Source organism: Methylomonas sp. 2F7, from assembly GCF_057126975.1.
Genome location: NZ_CP195203.1, coordinates 443,652 through 464,084 on the forward strand (window position 1 = coordinate 443,652; position 20,433 = coordinate 464,084).

The window sequence follows — 20,433 nt, forward strand, 5'->3', positions numbered from 1 at the left end:
CTAGGATTCCTGTTCGAAACAAACGCGTTGCACGGGCTGGATGCCCATCGATTTAGCCAGCCACGGTGGCGGAGCATGTGCTAAAACGATTTGCAGCTGCTTGATAATTTGATTGATGGCTTCGCCCTGATCGGCTTTGACCGGATGAATGCCGTATTTGATAAGTTTTGCTGCCGCCGGGCCGCCGATAGAAGCAATATACAACACTCTGCAATCGGCGATCAGTTCCGCGCGATACACATTTTTGTCGTCATGCTGTCTTTGCGCGTCGCTATCGATGCTGCGCACATCGATGAGACGGGCGTCGTCCGCGGCAATCTGATAAACCAAAAACTGCCGGCACGAGCCAAAATGACCGCTGATTAACTGCGGATCGTCGCTGCCGATGGCAATTCGGATCGAGCTGGCCGATTCAATTGCCTGAGAGGTCTCGGCTTTTGGCGCTTGCGCCTCGACGTTTTGCAGGATGTGCAACGATTCGCGGATGCTGTCGGTGTCGGCCACGATGCCGAAATTGTTCAAGGCTTGTTGGAACTGTGCTTTGCCGAGTTCGGCCAGGCTTTTGTCGTTTAAAACCGTGCCGGTACAGGCACGTAGCACGGAGATAAACAGCTTGGGTGGGGTATCGGGCAGGGCGCGAGCCGCAAGCCCGATGCGCAGTGCCAGTTCCCGGGTTAAGGTAGACTGGCTCATGGCGTCACGCCACTAAAGGCAGAATGCAGTTGTCGATCGGGCAAACCTTGACGCATTGCGGTTCGTCGTAATCGCCATTGCACTCGGTGCAGGTTTTTTTGTTGATTTCAAAAACAATCGCCCCTTCCTTGATGGAGTCGGTAGGGCATACCGGCAGGCAATCGCCGCAGGAGATGCATTCTTCGGCAACAATATACAGAGACATAGCTTTATTCCTCCGATAACCGTTTAGCTTGTAACGTCGTAGGGATTTTAGGCGGAGGTGACAATGGATCAAAGTAATATTTGGATCCGTCACCCAAAACCACTTCGCCGCCCCATTTATCGGCGCTGTCGAATTCTAAGGATTCGATGGTTTCTTCCAGGTCTTTTTTGGCAATATAGAACAGCAATTTGCCGTCTTCGCGTTTCCTGAGCATGACGCTAGGCATTGGGATTCTCCAGACAAGAGTAGGTCGGGTTAGGCGCTAGGCGTAACCCGACACGAGGGCTTTGAAATGTTGGGATACGCTGTGATTAGGCTCAGCGTATCCCAGGCTACATTAACGAATCAAATCGTAGTTGTAGTCGGTGGTTCCCATACCTTTGGTTTCTTTATCCAGCTGTTCCAACAAGGCGTTGACGATGGTGGTCAGCAGATACATACCGCCTTCGTAACCCAAAGTCGTCATCCGGTGCAGATGGTGACGATCAAAGATGGGGAAACCGATGCGGATCAACGGTACTTCGAACTCTTCGCCTTTGTAGAAGGTGTCGCGTTGGATAAATTTACCGTAGGAGTTGCCGATCATGAAGTCCGGTTTGTTGGTGAACATCAATGAACGGAAGTGCCACAAGTCTTTGCCGATATGAACAGTCGCGGTTTGACCATATGGAGAGGCTTTCAACACTTCTTCAACCGCTTTTTTGTAACGTTTGTTCGCGTGGTTGACTAACACGTCTGTTACCTCGGCGCCCATTTCCAGCAGGAATTTGGTCATACCCAAAGCAAAGTCCGCGTCGCCGTACAAAGCAAACTTTTTGCCGTGTAACCAAGCGTGGGAGTCGGTCATCATATCAACATAACGGCCGCGTTCAACTTCCAGAGATTTTGGAATCGGTTTGCCGGTCAGTTCGGAGATTTTCATCAGGAACTGGTCGGTCCACTCCAAGCCCATTGGGATGTTCAGCTTAGGCGCGTCATGTTTCCAACTGGTTTCCAAGAATTTTTTGGTTTTTTCCAATTGCCAAGGTTGCAACAGAATGGTCGTAATCGCATTCGGCGCGTCTTTGACTTCATCAATGGTGGTGCCGCCGGCATACATGTTGAAGTGACCGTCAGCAGGCGTATCCAATACTTCGGTAGGATCGCTCAACAAGGTATGGTCGACGCCCATTTCGTTCAGCATCCGGTGAATGACGCGGAAGTTGCCCAAATAGGTTTCAAAGCCAGGGACTAAGTTGATTTTGTTGTTACTGCCAACTTCGTATTTACCTTCAGGCATCACACCTTTCTCAAGGGTGAAGTAGCGGGCAATGCCTTCGAACATATTGTCCCAACCAGTGGTATGGCTACCAACGAAGCTAGGGGTATGTGCAAATGGTACAGGGTAGTCTTGATCGACGTGACCTTCTTTTTTGGCGTTGTTGATGAACGCGTTCAAGTCGTCACCGATAACTTCCGCCATACAGGTGGTCGATACCGCGATCATGGTAGGTTTGTACAAGGCTTTCGCGTTTTCCAAACCGGCGAACATGTTTTTCTGACCGCCGAATACCGCCGCGTCTTCAGTCATCGAGTCAGATACGCAAGAGATAGGCTCTTTGAAATGACGGTTGAAGTAAGTACGGAAGTAAGCCACGCAACCTTGCGAACCGTGCACATAAGGCATGGTTTTTTCGAAACCCAGTGCGCACAGTACCGCGCCCAAAGGTTGGCAAGCTTTTGCAGGGTTAACAGTAATCGCTTCGCGTTGGAAGTTCAGTTCTTGGTATTCCTTGGTGGTCGTCCATTGGAATACTTCGTCTATCGTGTCTTGTGGATGACGTTCTTCGTACTGTTCGCGTTTATTGGCCAGACTCTCCTTATATTCGTCGTTTCTGAATAAAGGATAACTGGGTTCTATTTTATCGACATTTTGGCTCATGATAATCTCCTAACGCGCCACTAATCTGTGGTCCGGCGTTGATTGGATTTTGCCGGGAATGAAATCCCGACCGACATTTTGGCACCTGGTAAGGTGGACACAAGCCCACCTTGCCGGGATTAAGCTGGGCTTTTGCCCACCTTACGGATTACGCAACCGCTTTGACGGGTTCGCTTTCGGTGGCCTCGGTTTTCCAAGGCGCTTTGAAGCTTTTCCAGCAAGGGTTGTTGATGGTCATGTCCATATCGCGGGCGAAGATGGCAAAACCGTCGTAGCCGTGATAAGGGCCTGAGTAATCCCAGGAGTGCATTTGGCGGAAAGGCACACCCATTTTTTGGAAAATGTATTTTTCCTTGATGCCGGAGCCGACCAAGTCAGGTTGGACTCTTTTCACGAACTCTTCGAATTCGTAGCCGGTGACGTCGTCATACAGCAATGTCGCATTGCCCATTTCTTTAATGGTACGGTCGTAGTCGTCATTGTGACCGAACTCGTAACCGGTACCGACCACTTCCATGCCCAAATCTTCGTAGGCACCGATCACGTGGCGAGGACGCAAGCCGCCGATGTATAACATCACGCGTTTGCCTTCCAGGCGAGGTTTGTATTTAGCGATGACTGCATCGTATTCGGCTTTGTAGCGTTCGATTACGCGCTCAGCACCTTCTTTGATGGTGTCATCGAAGTGAGCAGCGATTCTGCGCAAAGACTCGGCGATTTTAGTCGGGCCAAAGAAGTTGTACTCGATCCAAGGGATGTTGTACTTTTCTTCCATATGGCGCGCGATGTAGTTCATCGAACGGTAGCAGTGAATCAGGTTCAGTTTCACTTTTGGAGTTTTTTCGATCTCGGCAATGGTACCGTCGCCGGACCATTGAGCAACCACGCGCAGACCCATTTCTTCCAGCAAAGTACGTGATGCCCAAGCATCGCCGCCGATGTTGTAGTCGCCGATCACGGCTACGTCGTATGGAGTGGTTGGGAAGCTTTCGTCGCCATCACGGTTTTCCAAAACCCAGTCACGGATTGCGTCGTTAGCGATATGGTGACCCAAGGATTGAGATACACCACGGAAGCCTTCGCAGCGCACTGGCACGATGGTTTTGTTGTACTCTTTGTTTTTAACTTTAGAAACCGCTTCGATGTCGTCGCCGATCAAACCGATTGGGCACTCAGATTGAATGGAGATACCTTTGTTGAGCGGGAACAAAGTTTCGATTTCGTCGATACATTTGGCCAGTTTTTTGTCACCGCCGAATACGATGTCTTTCTCGGTAAAATCCGAGGTAAAGTTCATCGTACCAAAGGTGTTGACGCCTGTAGTACCTACATAATAGTTACGGCGACCGGCACGGGAATATTGACCACAGCCAACTGGGCCGTGTGAAATATGGATCATGTCCTTAATAGGACCCCAAACCACCCCTTTGGAACCGGCATAAGCACAACCACGGATGGTCATGACGCCCGGCAGGGATTTACGGTTGGACGTAATACATTTATTTGATTTTTCCAAGCTTTGATCGTTGATGGCCAAATGTTTGGCGCGATCAGCTTTGGCTTTTTCGGGATAGACTTCCAGCACTTCTTGAATAAGCGCTTCGGTCTCTTCTCTTGTCATGGCTGCCATGATGAAATCCTCCTGGTAGTCGTGGGTAATCCCCCACAGACCTGTTAGGAACAATGCGAAAGCAAGTTGGGTCGGCTAATAGCCAACCCAACCTACATAGTGATTAAGCTGTGGCTTCTGCTGCTGCGGTTACACCAACAACGCTTTCATCCACTTCTTCCATGACGCCAAATTCCATCAACAGGTCTTCCAGTTCATCCATAGTGATTGGAGTTGGAATAACCAGGTTTGTGTTGACGATGATTTTGTTCGCCAGGTCGCGGTACTCTTGCGCTTGTTTAGCTTCTGGTTCGTACTCGATAACTGTCATACGACGAATTTCAGCGCGTTGTACAACGTTGTCACGTGGTACGAAGTGGATCATGTGAGTGCCCATTTTTCTGGCCAATTCCATGATCAGTTCGTCTTCACGAGCGGTTTGACGTGAGTTGCAGATCAAGCCGGCTAAACGTACGCCGCCTGAGTTAGCGTATTTCACGATACCTTTAGCGATGTTGTTGGCAGCATACATAGCCATCATCTCGCCTGAGCACACGATGTAAATTTCTTGAGCTTTGTTTTCACGAATTGGCATCGCGAAACCGCCGCATACAACGTCACCCAATACATCGTAGAATACGAAGTCTAGGTCGTCGGTATAAGCGCCTTCTTCTTCCAAGAAGTTGATCGCGGTGATAACACCACGGCCGGCGCAACCTACACCAGGCTCTGGACCGCCGGACTCAACGCATTTGATGTCGCGGTAACCCACTTTCAATACGTCTTCCAGTTCCAAATCTTCTACGCTGCCGGCGTCGGCTGCCATTTGCATGATAGAGTTTTGCGCTTTCGCATGCAGGATCAAACGAGTAGAATCGGCTTTAGGGTCGCAACCGACGATCATTACTTTTTTGCCAAGCTCTGCCAAGCCAGCAACCAGGTTTTGCGTGGTGGTAGATTTACCAATACCACCTTTACCGTAAATAGCACATTGACGTAATTTCGCCATGATCTTCTCCTCTTGAGTAGGTGTTGTTAATAACAACCTGATAAGAGCAATGGCCGTGCCAAAGTTTTGATGCATTTTAAGTCATTGAAAAATATAGATAAAAAATTATATTTCCGGCTTTTTCGATAGTCGGATTAGCAACATTCTTTGTAAGGCCTGTTATCTAACCAACATAAATCGCGGGGTTTTTGTATTGAGGCGGGGGATAGGCGCATATCAGCCTCGGATTATGGCCCCGGTCTCTCAATGGTTGTCACTCGCGCGCTGAGCTCGTAGAAGCGAGTTGGTTAGCCCTTCGATAGATTCAGTACCCTCAAGCGCATTAAGGCGAACGGTATTTATGGGCCGATAACGGGAGTTTGTCGCGTTGCACGGGCGACGTCGGAGAATAATCGGCTACACACTCTATAATTGATGGCAATCTCGGGCGCCGGGCATAAGCAGGCGTGTACCCGGTTTTGTCATAGGACTTGTAACTGGCGGTTTGCAGCCACATTTTTTACCTGGGAACGGTTACCCATGCGGTATTTCTAATATTTAATAATGATATTGTCTTTGTATGTTTTTTAAGAATTGGTGGCCTTTCCGCCGCAAGCTGAAAAATCAGACCAAGAAGGATGATTCCTTCGATGTCAATCAGCGCATCTACACGCCGGTTAGCCAGTTGACCGTCGGCATGTATGTCATCGAATTGGATCGGCCTTGGCTGGAGAGCCCGTTCTTATTTCAAGGATTTGAACTTGAAACCGAAGCGGATATCCGCGCGGTAAAAGATGTCTGCCAGTACGTCTACATCGACGCCACCCGGAAAAGAAAGCGCCCGGTCCAGGCTAAAACCACGCAGGATAGTTTGCTAAGCGAAAGCAATATCGATTTTGGTGCGCCGCCACCGCCAAAATTAAGCGTTTTTGAGAAAGAATTCGCGCGCGCCGAACACGTTCATAAAGAAGTGGGGCAGTTGGTATCCAACTTTATGGAGCGCATCGCCAATGGCGAAGGCATAGACACTAAGGCTGCCAAAGAAGCGGTGGCGCAATGCGTTAACAGTATTTTGCATTCGCCGGATGCTTTTTTGTGGCTGAATCAGCTGAAGAACAAAGACAAATACACCGCACAACATAGTTTGAATGTTTGCGCGTTGGCGATTGTATTGGGCCGGTACCTGAATTTTTCCGTAGCCAACCTCAACAATGTCGGCTTGTGCGGGATGATGCACGACATGGGTAAAATGCTGGTGCCTTTGGATATTCTGAATAAGCCCGGCAAGTTGGAACCAGACGAGTTGGCGATTATGCGCTCGCATGCCGCCTTGGGCTACGAACTGCTCAAATCCAGCGATCAGATGTATCCAGGGGCGATAGACACTGCCTATTCTCACCATGAAACCCTGGACGGCAAAGGCTATCCACGGCAAATCGGCGAAAGAGGTATTTCGCTATTTACTAGAATGGTGACCATCGTTGATATGTACGATGCCATCACCAGCGACAGGGTGTATCAGAAAGGCCGGACTCATCTGGAAGCGACCAATATCCTGGCCAATATGGCCGGCTCTCAGCTGGACGAGCGTTTGGTGATCAAATTTATAGAATGTCTGGGGGTTTATCCGCCCGGCAGTATCGTCATGATGACCAATGGGTACATCGCGATTGTGGTGGAAGTCAACGAATTGCAGAAGCTGCGGCCCAAAGTCATTATGCTGCTTGATGCGCAGAAACAGCGGATTCCGGAAAGAATCGTCAATCTTGCGGATATGCTGCTGGACGAACACGGCAAGGTGCTAACTATCAAAGGGATAGTCAAAGCTCAGGATTACAACATCGACATCAAAAAATATTATCAACAGGGCGTATTGCAAAAGGGATTTGCTAACGACAAACGCTAGGGCACCTTAGCGAACCGGACGTTTAGAGCGATTCTGCTAGAATGAGGCATCTGATGACGGGATCGGCACAGTTTGTTTATGGGCTAAATCGTCTGGATTGTCGCGGCTTGCCAATCTATGGCTACAAATCTTCTTCTGGCGTCTTGGATTCAATGTACAGAAAAAACCTGATGGGCAACGGATTTACGCTGATGGAAATGCTGTTGGCGGTTGCCATCATGGCGGTATTGACCGCCATTGCCATACCTGCCTACAACGGTTACATAGATAAAAGTAAGAACGACCTTGCGATTAGCTATCTGTTAGCCATACAAACTGAAATCGAACGCTACTACACCCGCGAATTTCACTACCCGAATGCGCTTAGCGACATTACCTCCGTTCTTCCCAACAACGGTAAGGACCCTTGGGGTAGAGATTATGTTTATCTCAATATCATTGAGGGTGGTCCGGGTACCCACGGCGATGTGCGCAAAGACCACGCGCTTAACCCAATCAATACCAAATACGATTTGTACAGCCTTGGTAAGGACGGCGACACCAAAAAGCAGATCAGTCAGAGGGAAAGCCTGGACGATATTATCCTGGCCCGAGATGGGGGTTTCGTCGGCTTGGCGGCGGATTTCTGAGAGAAGCCACTAGTAATGGATCGCAAGCTGTCTTTTAGCGGTAGTAAGGTTGCCCGCCGCATTCTATTTTCTTTCGTACTGGCCGCGCTGATCCCCATCGCTATTTTGGGTGTCCTTTCCTTTCAACAAGTGAAGCAGCAGTTGCAAGAGCAGACTGCCAAGGCATTGCAGAGAGGGTGTAAGGATTACGCCTACGGATTGGTCAGCCGTTTGCTGTTTGCCGAAAACTCTCTGCGACTGGCGGCCTTGAAAATTCATAAATCCAACAAGGATGATAAACCTGTGGCGTTGGCCGGCGAACAATGGCTGCAAGGCCAGTTCACCGGGTTGGCAGTGCTCCGTGCCGATGGTCAACCATCCGCATTGTCCCGAGACAATGCGGCGATACCGACCCTGACGGCAGAAGAGCTTGCGCAGATTCTGGTCGGGAAAACGCTGATTAAACCGGTGAGTGGTCAGCGGCTTGAGGATAATCGTTTGTGGATGGCCATCAATCTGGTCGAAAACTCACCGAAAGCCGGCATCCTGATGGCCGAATTGAAACCGGACTTGTTATGGAATTCCGAAACTATCGATCCCAACAATCTGCTGTGGGTGATGGCCGCAGATTCGGTGCGGATGCTGTTCGCGCTGGAGCAGAATTTCGATCCATCCCCCGAACTTAGGGCGCAAGTGGCACAAGCCAATAGCGGCCGCTTCTCGTGGCAAAAGGCCGACGAAGCTTATCTTGGGGCGTATTGGAAGCTGCCGGTCGCAACTTTGTTTTTCGGTCCGGACCTGATCATCGTGCAAAGTCAGCCGGAATCGCTGGCGTTCGCGGCAATCAGGCAGTTTAGTATGATTTACCCGCCGGTCATCCTGCTCGCGGTGCTGATTGTCGTGTATTTGAGCAGCCGCTTAATTGTTAAATATCTGACCCCACTCGAACGCCTGAAACTAGGCACCCATAGGGTTGCCGAGGGCGATCTGGAATGCCGTGTCACTATCGATAGCCACGATGAATTTGAAGAGTTGGCGGATTCGTTTAACGAAATGACGCGCCGCTTGCGCAGCCAGTTCGATATTCTCGCCACCATGGCCGAAATCGACCGTCATATTCTCTCTGCATTAAATGCCGAAGATATTATCGACACTGCGCTGAATCGCTTGCCCAGCATATTGTTTTGCGATTTGATTTCCATCGCCGCCGTCAATCCCGATATCGGTATCGCCAACGATATTCGGGTGCGACGCCGTGGACAAAATAGCGAAATATTAGCCGAGCCGGTGATTTTGAACCAACAGGATGTGGCGGATTTGCGCGCCATGCAAAACGGGGCTCTGGAGATTGCTAATGACGACGAGCAAATGTCCGAGTATTTGCAGGTATTCGGCGTGTCCGGCGCATGGCGCTATTTGGTCGTTCCCGTTCATGTCAATGGCGCACTGGCGTCGATTATTTGCTTGGGTTATCAGGCGCCGAAACGGATTCCACCGGAATCGCGTAACGCGGCCATCAGCTTTGGCGACCGCATCGCTGTCGCGCTGTCCAATGCCGCCTGGGAAGAGAAGCTGTACCAGCATGCCCATTACGATTCCTTGACCGGGCTGCCCAATCGCTTGGTGCTGCATGACAGGTTGGGGCAAGAAATCGCGCGGGCCAGACGCGATGACGCACAACTGGCGGTGTTTTTTATGGACTTGGACCGCTTCAAAAACGTCAACGATTCTTTGGGGCACTCCGCTGGCGACGAATTGCTGCGCCAGGTGGCGGGCATTTTCCTCAATTGCGTCAGAGCCACCGATCTGGTGGTCAGATTGGGCGGCGACGAATTCGTGATCGTGATTGGCGAATTGCATACTCAGCATAATCCGGCCGCGTTCGTCAGCGCTGTTGCCGAGAAAATCCTTAGCGCGCTGAAGCAACCCGTCACGGTGGCAGGTCTGCCCATGACCGTGACCACGAGTATCGGTATTGCCTTGTTTCCCGATGATGCCGACAACGTGCCGGATTTACTGAAGAATGCCGATGCCGCCATGTACCACGCCAAGAGCGAGGGGCGCGCCAATTTCCGGTTTTATTCGCCGGAACTGAATGCGGCGGCTCTGGAAAATATCAAGCTGGAACAAGAGCTGCGCGGCGCAATCGGCAGAAATGAATTACTGGTGTTTTACCAACCCAAGGTCGATTGGGATGGCCGTATCGTCGGCGCCGAAGCGTTGATCCGCTGGCGGCACACCGAGCTGGGCATGATTTCGCCGGCCAAATTCATTCCGTTGGCCGAGCAAACCAGTTTGATTGTGGATATCAGCGACTGGGTGTTGGAGCAAACCTGTTTGTGGGTGAACGCTTGCCACGCCCAAGGCCTCGGGCCGTTGCGGATTTCCGTGAATCTTTCCGCTGTCGATTTTAAGCACCCCGAATTAGTCGAGAAAATCGCGGCCGTTTTGAACAGAACCGCTGTGGATCCTAAGTTCATCGAACTGGAACTCACTGAATCGGTGGCTATCGGCGATATCAAAGCCTGTATCGAACGCATGCATCATTTGAAAGCGCTGGGACTGACCCTGTCCATGGACGATTTCGGTACCGGTTTCTCTTCGCTGTCTTACCTAAAAGAATTGCCGCTAGATGTGCTGAAGATCGATCAATCGTTTGTCAGGCAGCTGGAAAACGATGACAGTAGTACGGCTATTGTCCGCGCTATTCTGGCGCTTGCCGACGGCTTGGGTATGGAGACTATCGCCGAGGGCGTCGAAACCGCAGCGCAACTTGAGTTATTGAAACAACATCACTGCGGCTTATTTCAGGGCTATTTATTCAGCCGGCCCGTACCTAACGACGAATTTTTAAGCTTGTTGCAGGCCGACGCGCTTAAACGTGGCGCAAAACAGCCGGCTATTAGTTCCAGCTAAACAAGCGGCGGCCCCAGGCGCTCAATCCATCCAGATACAGATAAACCACCGGCGTGGTATACAGCGTCAGCAATTGGCTGAAAATCAAACCGCCGACGATGGAAATCCCCAAAGGCTGGCGCAATTCCGCGCCGTAACCCGAACCCAAGGCCAAAGGCAGCGCGCCCAGCATCGCCGCCAGCGTGGTCATCATGATCGGCCGGAAACGCAATAGACAGGCTTGGAATATCGCTTCCTCAGCGCTCAGGCCATGGTGGCGCTCGGCGTCCAGCGCAAAATCGATCATCATGATCGCGTTCTTCTTGACGATGCCGATCAGCAAAATTACGCCGATCAAGGCGATGATGCTGAATTCGGTATCGCAGGCCAGCAGGGCCAGCAGGGCGCCGACCCCGGCCGAGGGCAGGGTGGATAATATGGTCAGCGGATGAATGTAGCTTTCGTAGAGTATGCCCAGTACGATGTAAATGCTCAACAGCGCTGCGGCAATCAGCCAGGGTTGGTTACGTAACGATTCCTGAAAAGCCTTGGCCGAGCCCTGGAAACTGCCGCGCACCGCGGCCGGCGTACCGAGGTCGCGCAGGGTTTGCTCGATCAGTTGCGTGGCGGTGGACAGCGAAGTGCCGGGCATTAAGTTAAACGACACGGTGGCGGCGGCAAACTGGCCTTGATGATTGATGGTCAGCGGCGCGTTGCTGGTCCGGAAGCTGGCCAGCGTGGCCAGCGGAATCTGCTTGCCGGTGTTGGCACTGACATACAACTGTTGCAGGGTGCGCGGGTCTTGCCAGTATTCGGGTGCCAATTCCATCACCACCCGGTATTGGTTCAGCGGCTTGTAAATCACCGAGACTTGGCGTTGACCGAAAGCGTTGTTCAGTGCCGTATCGATGGCCAACTGACTGACGCCCAAGCTGGAGGCTTTATCCCGGTCCACTACCAGCGCTATTTGCCGGCCCTTATCTTGCTGATTGGTGTTGACGTCGGTCAGTTCCGGCCGCTTGCGCAGCGCCGCGACAATTTTGGGCGTCCATTCGCGCAGCAGGCTCAAGTCTTCGGATTGCAAGGCAAATTCGTACATGGCCGCCGAGCCGCGACCGCCGATACGTAAATCTTGTACCGGCTGCAAAAACAGGCTGGCGCCGGGTTCGTCGGCCAGTTTTTCCCGCAGCCGCTGGGTGATTTCCGCTATTGGTGCGTCACGCTGCTCGGGTGGCTTGAGTACCGCAAACATCAAGCCGGAATTGGTGTTTTGCATGCCGCCGGCAAAGCCGACCACCGCAGTGACGGCGGAGTCTTGCCGTAAAATATCGACAAAATCATGTAACTTGGTCTGCATGGCCTGGAAAGAAATGCTCTGGTCGGCCTGGATGGTGCCGCTGAGCCGGCCATTGTCCTGCACCGGGAAAAAGCCTTTCGGCACGATGATGTACAGATAAACATTCAAGCCGATGCAAGCCAGCAGCACTATCAGCATCAGCTTAGGATGGTGCAGGGCCCAGCTTAAACTGCGGCGATAGCCGTTGTGAAGGCGCTGGAACTGCAATTCAATCCAAGCCGACAACCGATTGGGCCGGCGTTGTGCTTCCGGCTCCAGCCAGCGGGCGCAAAGCATCGGCGTGACGGTCAAGGACACCACCAGCGACACCAGCACTGCTGCCGACAAGGTCACGGCAAACTCCCGAAACAGCCGGCCGACGATGCCGCCCATCAACAATATCGGCGTGAATACTGCGATTAGCGACAAACTCATCGCCAGCACGGTAAAACCAACCTCGCCGGCGCCGCGCAACGCCGCCTGGAATGGCGGCACGCCGTTTTCGATATGCCGGCTGCTGTTTTCCAGTACCACGATTGCGTCATCCACGACAAAACCGGTGGCGATGGTCAAAGCCATCAACGACAAATTGTCCAGGCTGTAATCGCATAAATACATCACCGCGCAGGCGCCGATCAGCGATACCGGCACGGCGATAATCGGGATCAGAGTCGAGCGCAGCCGGCGCAGAAACAGCAATACCACCAGAATCACCAGCACCACCGCGATCAATAGGCTGCGCTCGACTTCATCGACCGAAGCGCGGATGGTTTGCGAGCGATCCGAGACAATCGATAATTCCATCGCCGCCGGCAACAGCGCCCGCAATTGCGGCAGCATGGCTTTGACGTGTTCGACGGTGTCGATGATATTGGCGCCCGGCTGTTTATTGACGATCAGCAGTACCGCCGGTTCGCCGTTTTTTAGACCGGTGCTGCGCAGATCTTCCACCGAATCCACTGCCGTACCCAAGTCGGCGATGCGCACCGGCGCGCCATTGCGGTAAGCAACGATCAGCGGCAGGTAGTCGGCGGCATGTTCGGCCTGATCGTTGGCGTGGATTTGCCAATGTCGCTCGCCGCGTTCCAGCGCGCCTTTGGGCCGGTTGGCGTTGCTGGCGTTGATGGTCTTGGCGACCTGATCCAGGCCTATGCCGTATTGCGCCAACGCGTCGGGGTTGAGTTCCACCCGTACCGCCGGTAAGGAACTGCCGCCGACATTGACTTGGCCGATGCCGGGTAGCTGGCTGATTTTCTGCGCCAATATCGTCGAGGCGGCGTCGTACATCTGGCCACGGCTGAGGGTGGTGGAGGTGAGCGCCAGAATCAGAATCGGCGAATCGGCCGGATTGACTTTGCGGTAATTGGGCCGGTTGGGCAGGTTGCTGGGCAGCAAACTGCTGGCGGTATTGATTGCGGCTTGTACGTCGCGGGCCGCACCGTCTATGTCGCGATTTAAATCGAACTGCAAGGTTATCCGGGTCGAACCCAGCGAACTGGCCGAGGTCATTTCGCTGATGCCGGCGATGCGGCCCAACGCCCGTTCCAGCGGGGTGGCGACGGTGGCGGCCATGGTTTCCGGGCTGGCGCCGGGCAGATTGGCGGATACCGAAATAGTCGGGAAGTCCACTTGCGGCAAGGGCGCGACCGGCAGTTGCAGAAAGGCGATGATGCCGGCCAGCGCCAGGCCAACGGTCAGCAGCGTGGTGGCGACCGGCCGATAGATGAACAGCGCCGAGATGTTCACGGCTGGCTATCGCCGTTATCGGCTAAAGTCGATTCGGCCGCGCCGCGCAACCGGCGGGCCAGCCGGTCCAGGCTCAAGTAGATCACCGGGGTGGTGTACAGCGTCAACAATTGGCTAACCAACAAGCCGCCGACCATGCTGATGCCCAAGGGATGGCGCAATTCGGAGCCAACGCCGCTGCCCAGCATCAAGGGCAGGGCGCCTAGTAAGGCCGCTAGCGTGGTCATCAATATCGGCCGGAAACGTAGCAGGCAGGCCTGGAAAATGGCTTCACGTGGCGGCAGGCCTTGCTTGCGCTCGGCTTCCAAGGCAAAGTCTATCATCATGATCGCGTTTTTCTTCACGATGCCGATCAGCAGCACAATGCCGATTACGGCGATGATGCCCAGATCATTGCCGGACAGTTGCAAGGCCAGCAACGCGCCGACCCCGGCCGAAGGCAGCGTGGAAAGTATCGTGATCGGATGAATATAACTCTCGTACAGCACGCCCAGCACGATATACACCGTGACAATAGCCGCCAGAATCAGCCATAGTGTGCCGCTCAGCGAGGCGTTAAATGCCAATGCCGCGCCTTGGTAATCGGCTTGCACCGCCAGTGGTAAACCAATGTCTTGCTTGGCTTGCTCGATGGCTTTAATCGCATCGCCCAACGCAGTGCCCAGCGCCAGATTGAAGGAAATCGTCGCGGCGGGGAACTGATCTAGGTGGTTGATGGCCAGCGCGGTTTGCCGTTCGGATACGGTCGCCAAGGCCGATAGAGGTACCTGAGTGCCGTTGCTGGAAGGAATGCGCAATTGCTGCAAGGCTTCCGGGCCGCTCTGCTGCTTTGGGTCCACTTCCAGCACCACCCGGTATTGATTGGACTGGGTGAAGATGGTCGAGACCAGGCGTTGGCCAAAGGCGTTGTATAAGGCGTTGTCGATGTCGGCGGTGCTGACGCCCAAGCGGCTGGCGCTGGCGCGGTCGATTTCGATATACGCTTGCAGGCCTTGATCCTGCACGTCGCTGGCGGCATCGACGATGCCGGGAACTTGGCGCATGCGCTCGACCAGACGCTGGGTCCAGCGGTTCAGTTCTGCCAGATCGACGGTCTGCAAGGTAAATTGAAATTGGGTGCGGCTGACTTTATTTTCCAAGGTCATGTCTTGCACCGGTTGCAGATAAACCGAGATACCCGGCACTTCGGCCAGACGTGGCCTTAAACGTTCGATCACCGCCGTGGCGCTGTCGCGTTGGGCTTGGGGCTTGAGGTTGATCAGGAAGCGGCCGCTGTTCAATGTCGAGTTGCTGCCATCCACACCTATGAAAGACGATAGGCTGGCGACTGCCGGGTCGGCTAATATCTGTTTGGCCATGGCTTGCTGGCGTTCGGCCATCGCCGCGAAGGAAATGCTGGGCGGTGCCTCGGAGATGCCTTGAATCAGGCCGGTGTCCTGGATGGGGAACAGGCCTTTAGGCATGGCGATGTATAACAACACGGTCAGTGCCAATGTGGCAATGGCGATCAGCAGCGTCAGGCCTTGCCGCTTTAGTACCCATTCCAGGCTGCGGCCATAGCCGGCGATGACTTTGGCGATGAAGTCGTCTCGTTTTTCATGGTCGGCCTGAAGCGGCCGCAACATCTTCGCGCACATCATCGGCGTCAAAGTCAGCGACACCACCGCCGAGATTAGAATCGCCACCGCTAAGGTGATAGCAAACTCGCGGAACAAACGGCCGACCACGTCCCCCATGAACAGCAGCGGAATCAGCACCGCCACCAGCGAAACAGTCAGGGAAATGATGGTGAAGCCGATCTGCTCCGAGCCTTTCAAGGCAGCCTGCAAGGCCGATTCGCCGCGCTCCAGATAGCGGGAGATGTTTTCAATAACCACGATGGCGTCGTCCACCACGAACCCGCTGGCGATAGTCAGCGCCATCAAGGTCAGATTGTTGATGCTGAATCCAGCCAAATGCATCACCGCAAAAGTGCCGACTAGCGACAGCGGTACCGCGACGGCCGGGATGACGGTGGCCGGCAGGTTGCGCAGGAATAGAAAAATCACCATCACCACCAGCGCCACGGCCAGCATTAGTTCGAACTGCACATCATGCACCGAGGCGCGGATGGTCACGGTGCGGTCGGTTAATGGCAGCACTTCGACCGAACTTGGCAATGTCGCGCGTAATTGCGGCAGTAGTTTGTTGATGCGATCCACCACCTCGATGACATTGGCGCCGGGTTGGCGCTGGATATTGACGATGACGGCGGCGCTATCGTTGGCCCAGGCCGCCAGCTTGACGTTTTCGGCCGCGTCCACCGCGTCGGCCACTTCGGCAAGGCGCACCGGCGCGCCGTTGCGGTAAGCTACCACCAAGTCTCGGTATTCGGCTGCGGAGCGGAGTTGATCGTTGTTGTCGATGATGGCCGAGCGCTGCGGGCCGTCGAACATGCCCTTGGGTTGGTTAACGTTGGCGGCGGCGATTGCGCTGCGCAGGTCTTCTAGGCTCAGGCCATAGGCGGCTAGGGCTTGGTGGTTGGCTTGGATCCTGACCGCCGGCCGCTGGCCGCCGCTGATGCTGACCAAGCCGACGCCCGGCAGTTGGGCAATTTTCTGCGCCAGGCGGGTATCGACCAAATCCTGGACTTTAGGTAAAGGCAGGCTGGACGAGGTGATTGCCAGCGTCAAAATCGGCGCGTCCGCTGGGTTAACCTTGTTGTAGATCGGCGGCAGCGGCAGGTCGTTGGGTAGGAAATTGTTGGCCGCATTGATCGCCGCTTGTACGGTTTGTTCGGCGATGTCCAAATCCAGTTCCAGATCGAATTGCAGCGTCACCACCGAGGCGCCGCCGGAGCTGGTCGAGGACATCTGCCGCAGACCAGGCATCTGCCCGAATTGGCGTTCCAGTGGAGCGGTGATTGCCGAAGTCATCACTTCCGGGCTGGCGCCGGGGTAGAGCGTAGTAACCTGGATGGTCGGGTAATCGACTTGCGGCAATGCGGAAATCGGTAATAAACGGTAAGTCAAAATCCCGGCCAGCAGCAGCGCCACCATCAGCAAGGAGGTGGCGACCGGGCGCAGAATAAAGTGTCGTGAAGGGTTGAAGCCGGTAAGCGGGTTTTGCTCGGCGGCCATGTTCAGTTGGCGGGTTTGCCGGGGCTGGGAGCGGCCGGCTTGGTTTTATCGATGACCTTAACTTGGCTGCCTTCGCGCAGCTTGTCGGCGCCGTCGATTACTAGCTTGTCGTTCGGTGCCAGACCTTCCAGGATAGCGACGGTTTCGCCGTCCGCCAGTCCGATTTTTACCCGCCGTACCGTGATGCTGTTGTCGTCCTTCACCAGATACACAAACGCACCGTTGGCGCCGTGCTGGATCGCTGCGCTAGGCGCCAAGGTGGCGGTGCGCAAGGTGTCCAGGCGCATTTTGACGTTGACGAACTGGTTAGCGAATAAGGTGCGATCTTCGTTATCGAACTGGGCTTTTAATTTCAAGGTGCCGGTGCTGGCGTCGATCTGATTGTCCACCGCCATTAGTTTGCCGCTGGCCAATTTTTGCTGGCCGGTCCGGTCGTAAGCGTCGATGACTAGCGTGTCGCCGGAGCGCCAGCGCCGCATCACCGCCGGTATGTCGTCTTCCGGTAGGGTGAATACCACCGAGATAGGCTGGACTTGGGTAATCACCGCCAGACCGTTCACGTCGCCGGCGCGGACCATGTTGCCCTGATCGACCAGGCGCAGTCCGATGCGGCCGCTGACCGGCGCGGTGATGTGGGCGTAACTGAGTTGCAGTTTGGCGTTGTCGAGTTGGGCGCGGTCGATTTCGACGGTGCCGCGATATTGTTTGACCAGCGCAGCCTGGGTGGCGGTTTGTTGGGCGGCGATGGAGTCTTGCTCCAGCAAGGTTTGGTAGCGGTCCTGGTCAATTTCGGCGTTTTTCAGCAGCGCTTCGTCGCGCAGCAACTGGCCTTCGGCTTGTTGCACGGCCACTTGATAAGGGCGGGGATCGATTTCGGCGAGCAGCTCGCCTTGCTTAACCGCTTGACCCTCGGTAAAGGCTACCCGGATCAGTTCGCCATCGACCCGTGAGCGCACCGTAACAGTGTGCAGCGGGGTGACCGAGCCCAGGCCGTTCAGGTAAATCGGTAGGTCGCCTTGTCGGGTCAGTGCTATGGCCACGCTGACCGGGGTGTTTTCATAGGGGTTACTGCGTGCATCCTTGTTTTCCTGATTTTGCTGGCTGGCGCGATGCAAATAATAGCCGCCTACCGCAGCAAGCAATGCGAATACTAACGCCCAGCGCCAGCGCGACCTCCGCGGTAATGCGGAAAAATCCTGATCCTTGTTCATAGCCATGCGAATATCAGTAAGTGGAGTCTGGCATCGTGCCAGTTAGCCAAGTCTACCGGCACAACTAAAAAAGGCATCCTGAAGATGCCTTTTTCGGATTGTCGACCGATGTGGCGACGATCAATCGTAGTGGTAGTGTTTGCGCAAGGGCTTGACCACTTCCCAATGACTATCCAGGCCTTCGTGGAACATGACCAAGTCGCCCGGTAAAATCCGCACCGGCTCGCCGCCGACAGGGGTGACGATGATTTCGCCTTCCAGTACATAAGCGGTCTCGGTTTCGTCGAAATCGATGGTGAATGTGGAAATTTCTTTTTCCCAGATCGGCCAGCTTGATACGCCCAGCTCCTGTAAACGTTCTTCGCTAGGGTTATGTTCGACGGTAATTTGGCTCATGGGTTTCCTGTTTGAATGAAGTTGATCGAGCGGCGAATTTTAGCATTGTTGCCGCATTGCAGCTATGAATCGGTGGTTTCGTCCGATAATCGCTTGGGATCGTCCGCGCGGCGCAGCCTATGACGCCGTTCTGTCTCCACAGTGCGGTGACCGGCTTGGTTCTCCAGCTTGGGCTCGCTTTGCTGGTAGATTTGAAATTCGGTGACCGAATTTATCGTGGTCTGCGTCGGCTCCTTATTCAGATAATCGTTAAGCCAGACCACCAGTAACGCGATTGCCAGGCTGGCAGCGCCGGCGATGCCGGCGTCCTGTCCGTAATCGGGTTTCACCGGCTTATCGGGTAGTGACGCCCAATCCACGACGTCCAATTGCGGATTGCTTTGGCGGTGTTTGACATCGATTTCCACCAGGCGTTGTTTGGTTTGCTGTAATAATTCCTCCAATTTAACCAATTCTTCCTGCATGGCTTGGTGTTTGGCGAATTGATTGGTGTATTCGGTGGCTTTTTGTTTATGCTCGGCCATTTGTTTTTGAATGGTCAGAACGGTGCGATGTGCTGCGCCGTAGGCGTTTTCGGCTTCTTGCGTCGCATAGCTCGAGCCGGCTTGTTCCTTGCTGGCGATTTTTTCATCCAGCTCGGCCAATTGGGCTTTTAAATTGCGCAAGCTGGGGTGGAATTCGATGTATTCGTCGGTGTATTGGCTTCTTTGCGCTTCCAGGCGTTCGCGCAGGCGTTCGGCTTGCTGGGTTAACACTGCCAGACTTTGCGAATCGGCTTCCGGTACCACAGCTTTGCCTTCTGCGATGGCTGCACGAATGGCGTCCAGTTTGGCCTTGGCTTTCGCTTCTTCTTCCAACGCGGCATTCAAGGAATTATTTAAACCTTGCAAGCGGGCGTGGGCCTCGTTATCGGTGCTCTCCAGGGAGAGAATGTCATGCTGCAAGCGGAACGATTCAATGTCCTGGCGTTTGTCGCGCACTTGTTGTTCGAGGCGAGTCAATTCCGATTTGATCGAGGTACTCGCTTTATCGGTGATTTCGGCGATGTACTCCGCGCGAATTTGTTGGTAGGTTTTGATCCAAGTATTTAAGGCCATTTGTAGAAATTGCGGATGCGAGCCTTCCGCTGCCAATTGCACCAGATTGGTTTCCGCTACCGGTTTTACTTGGAACAGCTCTTTTAGCTGGTTGACACTGGGATGCTCAATATCATTCTGCTGCTTCAGCGTGTCGGCGGTTTTTTCCAATACCGGTTGTCCCAGCAAGACCTGCTTTTGAATGTTGACATGCTCCAGGTCCGCCTCTGCATGAGTTTGATCAATGTCGGTTGCCGCGGTCGTCAATACTAAGGCTCGGCTTTCAAAAATGGCCGGCTGCAGAAAGACATAGGTTTCGGTAATCAGCAGCAATGGCAGAAGTACCAGCAAGAATAAGGTTCTACGCCTTAAGCGGCGTGGCCAAGGCGTGGGATTGGAACGGTAAAAATCGTCTCCGACGATGTGGAAATCATGGCGATATGGAAGCATCACGATTTTCTCCCTGGCGCTAAGTCCGAAGGTTATAGTTTTTATTCTGGCCCACCTGACGGAATTTTAGAAAATCCTACTAAGCTATCCATGTCGGTGAAAGTCAGTTTCGATAACGGCACTTAAATGAATATCGTGTTTAGTGTTGTCGATATTGACTGCTGACCTCTGAAGCAATAGGGCAATCTTGATTGTGCTTTACGCCTGTAAAGCCATTTTCAGGGCCGTAGACCCAAGATCCACGCTGGTAGGCCAACTTTGATACCGGAACAGT

14 protein-coding genes are annotated in these 20,433 nt (G+C 53.7%); 3 read left to right on the top strand and 11 right to left on the bottom strand.

The window, feature by feature from the left end; genetic code table 11:
- From nifX to nifH, 6 genes are all read right to left on the bottom strand, one after another.
- Positions 1-693, bottom strand: a complete 693-nt coding sequence (gene nifX, locus ACR64Q_RS02140; protein ID WP_313733431.1) for a nitrogen fixation protein NifX — start codon at positions 691-693, stop codon at positions 1-3.
- Between the two features lie 4 nt (positions 694-697).
- Positions 698-898, bottom strand: coding sequence for a 4Fe-4S binding protein (locus ACR64Q_RS02145; RefSeq protein WP_020483289.1), 201 nt, complete (start codon positions 896-898; stop codon positions 698-700).
- Between the two features lie 4 nt (positions 899-902).
- On the bottom strand, positions 903-1,124 hold the full coding sequence (gene nifT / locus ACR64Q_RS02150) for a putative nitrogen fixation protein NifT (protein ID WP_020483288.1): 222 nt from the start codon (positions 1,122-1,124) through the stop codon (positions 903-905).
- A 111-nt stretch (positions 1,125-1,235) separates the two neighbouring features.
- Positions 1,236-2,819, bottom strand: a complete 1,584-nt coding sequence (nifK, locus tag ACR64Q_RS02155) for a nitrogenase molybdenum-iron protein subunit beta (protein WP_020483287.1) — start codon at positions 2,817-2,819, stop codon at positions 1,236-1,238.
- Positions 2,820-2,967: 148 nt separating this feature from the next.
- On the bottom strand, positions 2,968-4,449 hold the full coding sequence (nifD, locus tag ACR64Q_RS02160; RefSeq protein WP_020483286.1) for a nitrogenase molybdenum-iron protein alpha chain: 1,482 nt from the start codon (positions 4,447-4,449) through the stop codon (positions 2,968-2,970).
- A gap of 103 nt (positions 4,450-4,552) precedes the next feature.
- Complete coding sequence (nifH, locus tag ACR64Q_RS02165) at positions 4,553-5,437, bottom strand: nitrogenase iron protein (RefSeq protein ID WP_026146987.1); 885 nt, start codon at positions 5,435-5,437, stop codon at positions 4,553-4,555.
- 559 nt (positions 5,438-5,996) lie between these two features.
- Between nifH and ACR64Q_RS02170 the strand changes: the two genes are divergently transcribed.
- The 3 genes from ACR64Q_RS02170 (at position 5,997) to ACR64Q_RS02180 (ending at position 10,846) form a co-directional block, all read left to right on the top strand.
- Positions 5,997-7,322 (top strand): cyclic di-GMP phosphodiesterase, encoded by a 1,326-nt coding sequence (locus ACR64Q_RS02170; RefSeq protein WP_026603357.1) that lies wholly within the window; start codon positions 5,997-5,999, stop codon positions 7,320-7,322.
- A gap of 152 nt (positions 7,323-7,474) precedes the next feature.
- Positions 7,475-7,951 carry a type IV pilin protein gene (locus tag ACR64Q_RS02175; protein WP_313733432.1) on the top strand — a complete coding sequence of 159 codons (477 nt, stop codon included), beginning with the start codon at positions 7,475-7,477 and terminating at the stop codon, positions 7,949-7,951.
- A 15-nt stretch (positions 7,952-7,966) separates the two neighbouring features.
- Positions 7,967-10,846, top strand: coding sequence for an EAL domain-containing protein (locus ACR64Q_RS02180; RefSeq protein WP_313733433.1), 2,880 nt, complete (start codon positions 7,967-7,969; stop codon positions 10,844-10,846).
- Here the strand turns inward: ACR64Q_RS02180 and ACR64Q_RS02185 are convergent.
- The 5 genes from ACR64Q_RS02185 to ACR64Q_RS02205 form a co-directional block, all read right to left on the bottom strand.
- Complete coding sequence (locus ACR64Q_RS02185) at positions 10,833-13,907, bottom strand: multidrug efflux RND transporter permease subunit (RefSeq protein WP_313733434.1); 3,075 nt, start codon at positions 13,905-13,907, stop codon at positions 10,833-10,835. The two genes, ACR64Q_RS02180 and ACR64Q_RS02185, sit on opposite strands and share 14 nt — an antisense overlap.
- Positions 13,904-17,026, bottom strand: a complete 3,123-nt coding sequence (locus ACR64Q_RS02190; protein WP_313733436.1) for an MdtB/MuxB family multidrug efflux RND transporter permease subunit — start codon at positions 17,024-17,026, stop codon at positions 13,904-13,906. Before ACR64Q_RS02190 ends, ACR64Q_RS02185 begins: the two co-directional genes overlap by 4 nt.
- 2 nt (positions 17,027-17,028) lie before the next feature.
- Positions 17,029-18,243, bottom strand: a complete 1,215-nt coding sequence (locus ACR64Q_RS02195) for an MdtA/MuxA family multidrug efflux RND transporter periplasmic adaptor subunit (RefSeq protein WP_409521152.1) — start codon at positions 18,241-18,243, stop codon at positions 17,029-17,031.
- 114 nt (positions 18,244-18,357) lie between these two features.
- Positions 18,358-18,633, bottom strand: coding sequence for a cupin domain-containing protein (locus ACR64Q_RS02200; RefSeq protein ID WP_020483279.1), 276 nt, complete (start codon positions 18,631-18,633; stop codon positions 18,358-18,360).
- A 62-nt stretch (positions 18,634-18,695) separates the two neighbouring features.
- A complete protein-coding gene (locus ACR64Q_RS02205) occupies positions 18,696-20,162 on the bottom strand; it encodes a hypothetical protein (RefSeq protein ID WP_313733437.1) in 1,467 nt (488 codons plus the stop codon).
- Between the last annotated feature and the right edge of the window lie 271 nt (positions 20,163-20,433).

Coding starts and splice junctions, on each gene's coding strand:
- ACR64Q_RS02175 (WP_313733432.1), top strand. CDS start 7,475: ATGTACAGAAAAAACCTGATGGGCAACGGATTTACGCTGATGGAAATG.
- nifX (WP_313733431.1), bottom strand. CDS start 693: ATGAGCCAGTCTACCTTAACCCGGGAACTGGCACTGCGCATCGGGCTT.
- nifK (WP_020483287.1), bottom strand. CDS start 2,819: ATGAGCCAAAATGTCGATAAAATAGAACCCAGTTATCCTTTATTCAGA.
- ACR64Q_RS02170 (WP_026603357.1), top strand. CDS start 5,997: ATGTTTTTTAAGAATTGGTGGCCTTTCCGCCGCAAGCTGAAAAATCAG.
- ACR64Q_RS02190 (WP_313733436.1), bottom strand. CDS start 17,026: ATGGCCGCCGAGCAAAACCCGCTTACCGGCTTCAACCCTTCACGACAC.
- nifT (WP_020483288.1), bottom strand. CDS start 1,124: ATGCCTAGCGTCATGCTCAGGAAACGCGAAGACGGCAAATTGCTGTTC.
- ACR64Q_RS02180 (WP_313733433.1), top strand. CDS start 7,967: ATGGATCGCAAGCTGTCTTTTAGCGGTAGTAAGGTTGCCCGCCGCATT.
- nifH (WP_026146987.1), bottom strand. CDS start 5,437: ATGGCGAAATTACGTCAATGTGCTATTTACGGTAAAGGTGGTATTGGT.
- ACR64Q_RS02145 (WP_020483289.1), bottom strand. CDS start 898: ATGTCTCTGTATATTGTTGCCGAAGAATGCATCTCCTGCGGCGATTGC.
- ACR64Q_RS02195 (WP_409521152.1), bottom strand. CDS start 18,243: ATGGCTATGAACAAGGATCAGGATTTTTCCGCATTACCGCGGAGGTCG.
- ACR64Q_RS02200 (WP_020483279.1), bottom strand. CDS start 18,633: ATGAGCCAAATTACCGTCGAACATAACCCTAGCGAAGAACGTTTACAG.
- nifD (WP_020483286.1), bottom strand. CDS start 4,449: ATGGCAGCCATGACAAGAGAAGAGACCGAAGCGCTTATTCAAGAAGTG.